The sequence below is a fragment of the Shewanella profunda genome, from assembly GCF_023283765.1.
Taxonomy (GTDB): Bacteria; Pseudomonadota; Gammaproteobacteria; order Enterobacterales; family Shewanellaceae; genus Shewanella; species Shewanella profunda.
Genome location: NZ_JAKILG010000086.1, coordinates 1 through 4,811 on the forward strand (window position 1 = coordinate 1; position 4,811 = coordinate 4,811).

The 4,811-nt window shown below is 43.3% G+C and carries 5 protein-coding genes; 3 read left to right on the top strand and 2 right to left on the bottom strand.

Annotated elements, in window-relative coordinates; genetic code table 11:
- Nucleotides 1-154 precede the first annotated feature (154 nt).
- A complete protein-coding gene (gene cysS / locus L2744_RS21140; RefSeq protein ID WP_248993725.1) occupies nt 155-1,534 on the bottom strand; it encodes a cysteine--tRNA ligase in 1,380 nt (459 codons plus the stop codon).
- A gap of 141 nt (nt 1,535-1,675) precedes the next feature.
- Here cysS and L2744_RS21145 point away from each other — a divergent pair, with 141 nt between their 5' ends.
- A complete protein-coding gene (locus tag L2744_RS21145; RefSeq protein ID WP_248993726.1) occupies nt 1,676-2,170 on the top strand; it encodes a peptidylprolyl isomerase in 495 nt (164 codons plus the stop codon).
- A gap of 9 nt (nt 2,171-2,179) precedes the next feature.
- Nucleotides 2,180-2,905 carry a UDP-2,3-diacylglucosamine diphosphatase gene (locus L2744_RS21150; protein ID WP_248993727.1) on the top strand — a complete coding sequence of 242 codons (726 nt, stop codon included), beginning with the start codon at nt 2,180-2,182 and terminating at the stop codon, nt 2,903-2,905.
- Nucleotides 2,906-2,991: 86 nt separating this feature from the next.
- On the opposite strand, the gene miaE is transcribed toward L2744_RS21150, so the two are convergent.
- Entirely contained in the window at nt 2,992-3,756 is a 765-nt protein-coding gene (gene miaE, locus L2744_RS21155; protein ID WP_248993728.1) for a tRNA isopentenyl-2-thiomethyl-A-37 hydroxylase MiaE, read from the bottom strand.
- A gap of 282 nt (nt 3,757-4,038) precedes the next feature.
- On the opposite strand from miaE, the gene L2744_RS21160 reads away from it, so the two are divergent.
- The gene (locus L2744_RS21160) at nt 4,039-4,635 is read left to right on the top strand and encodes a Yip1 family protein (protein WP_248993729.1); all 597 of its coding nucleotides are present in this window, start codon (nt 4,039-4,041) and stop codon (nt 4,633-4,635) included.
- Nucleotides 4,636-4,811 lie beyond the last annotated feature (176 nt).

A 4,811-nucleotide genomic window follows, 5' to 3' on the forward strand; every position in this document is an offset into this window, starting at 1 on the left:
GTGTAGTAGGTTGGGAGCGGTTATGGGAAGGATGGTTCAAACTGCAAACCATCCTTGAAGGCTACGAATTGGCTCTATCTCTTGAGCACGAGATGTGATCAAGAGATAGGCATCATGCAGGTTTTTTATTAGCTTAAGGTTGTCGCAGTTAAACTTATTTCTTACGCCAAGTCGTGCCACTTGGGCCATCTTCAAGCACAACACCCAACGCATCTAAACGATTACGTGCCACATCCGCAGCAGCCCAATCCTTTTCGGTGCGAGCACGGTTACGTTCAACGATTAAGGTTTCAATTTCAGCCACTTCATCGTCACTACCGCCACCTTGGAAGAAAGCCTCAGGTTCTTGGCTTAATAGGCCTAACACATCCGCTAATTGCTTTAAGGTTACCGCTAATGCAGATGCCTGTGCCATATCGGTCAGTTTTAAGCGATTGATCTCACGCACCATATCAAATAGCACTGAGTAGGCTTCAGGTGTATTAAAGTCATCGTCCATTGCCGCTTTAAACTTAGCAATAAACTCTTCTGCAGGCGCCGCTGCGACAGTCAAGTCGACATCTTTAATGGCCGTATACAAACGCTCTAACGCTGAGCGAGCCTGCTTCAAGTTATCTTCTGAGTAGTTCAGTTGACTACGATAATGACCTGATAATAGGAAGTAACGTACTGTTTCAGCATCATAATGACCAAGCACATCACGAATGGTGAAGAAGTTGCCTAAGGACTTAGACATCTTTTCACGGTCAACCATTACCATGCCAGTGTGCATCCAGTAGTTGACGTATGGTGTGTCATGGGCACAGCAAGACTGAGCAATTTCGTTCTCATGGTGTGGGAACTGTAGATCAGAGCCGCCGCCATGAATATCAAAATGCAGCCCTAAATGTTTGCTGTTCATGGCAGAACATTCGATATGCCAGCCAGGACGGCCCGGTCCCCAAGGGGATCCCCACGTCGGTTCGCCAGGTTTAGACATTTTCCACAACACAAAATCCATTGGATTTTGCTTGGTTTCGTCCACTTCTACCCGAGCACCGGCTTGCAATTGATCTAAATTCTGGCCCGATAAACGGCCGTAGTCAGGATACGAAGCCACACTGAAAAGCACATCGCCATCACTGGCCACATAGGCATGACCACGGGCGAGTAATAACTCAACCATGTCGATAATTTCAGCAATGTGCAGTGTCGCGCGCGGTTCAAAATCGGGGCGTAGCATATTTAAGGCATCAAAATCTTGATGCATTTCACCTATCAAACGCTCGGTTAAGGCTTCACAACTTTCGTTATTCTCGTTAGCACGCTTGATGATTTTGTCATCAACATCGGTAATGTTGCGCTGAAAATTCACTTCATAACCCGCATAACGCAGGTAACGCACTATCATGTCAAAGGAAACAAAAGTACGGCCATGACCAATATGACAGAGATCGTATATGGTCACACCACACACGTACATCCCAATTTTCCCGGGATTAATTGGCTTAAATTCCTGTTTTTGGCGGGTAATACTGTTGTAAATCTTCAACATCGGTATTCTCTTCAAATGATGTATTCAGGTGTAAAATCAAGGAGTCAGTTTATCATGGCGAGACTGGTTTTGAATACTGCACTTTGCGCGCAATCCGAGATAAGTTAGAATCGCGCCACTATTTACACAAGGTATGAAAACATGATCACATTACACACCAATTTTGGCGACGTTAAACTGCAACTGAATGCAGAAAAAGCACCATCAACCGTAGCAAACTTCATGAAATATGTTGACGAAGGATTCTTCGACGGCACTATTTTCCACCGTGTTATTGACGGTTTTATGATCCAAGGTGGTGGCTTCAACGAAGATATGAGTCAGAAACGTTGCCATGAGCCCGTAAAAAATGAAGCTAATAACGGTTTATCAAACCGCACTGGTACTGTCGCTATGGCCCGCACCTCTGATCCCCATTCTGCAACTGCGCAGTTTTTCATTAACGTGAACGACAATACTTTCCTCGATTTTAAATCAGAAACCTCACAGGGCTGGGGCTACTGCGTATTTGGTGAAGTCGTTGAAGGCATGGACGTTATCGAAAAAATCAAAGCAGTTAGCACAGGCAATCGAGGTATGCATCAGGATGTACCATTAGAAGCAGTTGTGATTGAAAAAGTTAGCGTTGCGGCATAATTACTGCGAATGCGAACTCTATTTATAGGCGATCTACACCTGAGTGCAGATCGCCTTGATATTACCCAAGCGTTCACTCATTTCCTCGACACAGAGCTCGATGATGCCGACGCCCTCTATATCCTAGGTGATTTGTTTGAAGTATGGGTGGGTGATGATATTGCCGCGCCTTTTGCCCTCGAACTTGCCGATAAACTCAAACAAGTTTCACAAAAGTTGCCTGTGTATTTTATCCACGGCAATCGTGACTTTATGTTAGGCAAACAATTTGCGCGCGCTGCGGGAATGCAAATTTTACCTGAAGTCACCTGCTTGAATTTATACGGGGTTAAAACGGTGATTTTGCATGGCGACAGCCTATGCACCTTAGATAAAGCCTACCAACGCTTTCGAAAACTGCGCAGTTTAGCGCTGGCTCGTTGGCTTTATGGGTGTTTATCAAAGAAAACTCGTCAAGGCATTGCCGAAAAAATTCGCAGCAAAAGCAAAAGTAGTAATAAGCAAAAAAGCTATACCATCATGGATGTTGAGCCTAACGCAGTAAATGCCCTTTTGGCTAAAACACATACACAGCATATGATCCACGGGCATACGCACAGACCTGCGATTCACCAACTCGATAACGGTTGTAAACGTATCGTTGTTGGCGATTGGTATCAGCAAGGCAGTGTGCTGAGTGTGAGCGCCAAAGGGGTTGACTTACAAAGCTTACCTTTCGGTACAACCAATAATTAAGTTTGTTGAAGATGAGTTGATTAACGGTTTGCATGAACCGTTAATCAATTAATGCGCTGAAGTAAGCTTAAGCTCTTCAACTCAATCTATAGTGGTTGACCGCTATGAAAACGGAATTCATCATCCATCGCCATGATCAATTCAGCTTCCCTCTCGCCAAAATAAGCGACTCTTTCACTAATATCTTCTGATGAAACCCGCTGTGCTAATTTGAGGTAATCCTCATAATGTCTAGCTTCGGAACGTAACAATGAGATATAAAACCGACTCAATTCAGTATCTAAATAGGGTGCTAACTTAGCAAAGCGTTCACAGGAACGCGCCTCAATATAAGCACCAACGATGAGTTTATCCCTTAAGATGTGTTTCTCATGGGTAGTAACATGGCTCATCATTCCCTTAGCATAGCGGCCAGCACGAATATTGTGGTAAGGAATTTGCCTTGCATGCATCAGCTCTAGTACTTGTTCAAAGTGATGAAACTCCTCTTTAATTAAACGAATGAGTGGTGGAATTAAATCTGCAGCAAATTCAAAATGTTCGTTTGGAATAAATTGAGCTGCCAACTCATTCTTTTTCACATCACGGCTAAGAAATTGCTCAATGTTACGCTCCTTAAGATAGACAAACTCTTCGTAGGGTTTAGCCCATGCTAAAAGCAAGCGTCCACTATCCTTATCTAACGCATATCGTCTAAGTAAGAACATCGCTGTCTGCGCAGCTTTTAACTCGCAGTTGCAATGATCTATCAGTAATTCATCAAGGGATGTAGATAATTTGGCGGTATCAATCCAAGTTTGTGGTGTTTCACAGCGAAGAAATGCATGAATAGGGGCAAGAAGTTGCTGCATGGACTCACTCAATATCATTCTGAATATCGGGCTATTTTACGCATATTTACCTATAAGCTATAGCATTAGCTTTCAGTAAACTTGACGAGCAGAACTTTTTGTTCAATAAATAATCTACACTATATAGAACTGAGATCCTGATCACATGGGGCTCATTTCTCGGTGTAAATCAATCTGAAATCGACAAAATTGGACAAGATTTCGACTTAGATTGTAGAGCTGTTATCAGCTCGTCTGACGTTTGGCGAGCCATTTATCAAATGCTGAACAAGGATAATTATAATGATACTGAATCACTTAATGGGGCTATACACTCATCCAAAACAAGAGTGGCAGGCGATCGAAAAAAATCATGAGGCACTTAAAAGCAGCTTAAGTCATGTATTACTCATCGCCCTCATTCCGGCAATTTGCAGTTATATCGCTACTGCGCATATTGGTTGGAATCCCGGCGCTGGCGAGCCGATATTTCTAACCCCTCAAAGCGCTATGTTTATGTCTGCTGGTATGTACTTAGGCCTTATTGCCGGCGTATTTGCACTCGCCTATTTAGCCTACTGGATGGCAAAAACCTTCGATGCCCAACCGACTTATACTCAAGCACTCGAACTTGCCTCTTATACCGCAACGCCGCTCTTTATGGTGGGACTCGCCGCTCTTTATCCCGTATTGTGGTTTATCATGATTGTGGGGCTGATGGGTTTAGCTTACTCGATTTACCTTCTCTACACTGGCGTCCCTATCATTATGAATATTCCTGAAGAAAAAGGCTTTATCTATGCCAGCTCCATGGTAACCGCAGGATTAGTGTTGTTGGTTGGGCTCATGGCCACGAGTGTCATTCTATGGAGTCTAGGTTTTGGACCTATGTATCAATAAGATGTTTATTTTGATTAAAAATTAGCAATAAAAAAAGAAGGCTCATATGGCCTTCTTTTTGTTTTTTGACCCGTCCTAAATAGCGTTGACACTTTTCAAACTCATTTTGGAGAGTGTAATGACTTCAACAATTAAACGAACTCAACGTGATTATTCCCTCGCTTTTAAATTGGCCG